The organism is Brevibacterium sp. SIMBA_078, from assembly GCF_046534565.1.
Classification (GTDB): Bacteria; Actinomycetota; Actinomycetes; order Actinomycetales; family Brevibacteriaceae; genus Brevibacterium.
The window spans coordinates 1-329 of the sequence record NZ_JAWRYQ010000092.1 but is presented as its reverse complement, the minus strand read 5'-3'; the positions used below and the strand labels follow the sequence as shown (position 1 = coordinate 329).

Annotated in this window: 1 protein-coding gene; it reads left to right on the top strand. The window is 31.3% G+C overall.

Going from position 1 to position 329, the window contains the following annotated elements; genetic code table 11:
• A partial coding sequence (locus tag SB749_RS18995) for a hypothetical protein (protein WP_410711672.1) occupies window positions 1-329 on the top strand: 329 nt, incomplete at both ends.

Here is a 329-nt window from a genome sequence, read left to right as displayed (position 1 = left end):
CTAAGCCAACACAATTAGAAGAATGGCAATTAACTATAGAAGATGAAAATTATCAACTGAGAGAGATTGGTTCATTAGAGTTTGTTATTGACTCCACAAATGATGAGGAATTACAGGATTTCAAAGATAAAGCACCTTTTTCTTGTTCATTTGAGAAAAGAGATGATTTTTCATTTGCATTCTTTGATATAAGTCCCACTGACTTAATAGTTTTGCATAAAGACTTAATAATCCTTGAAGAAGAAATAACAACAAATGGATCTAATGAAGAACAAATACGATTTGAACCACGCAAAGGGATCAGTCAAAAAAAGATACTAGCTAAAGAG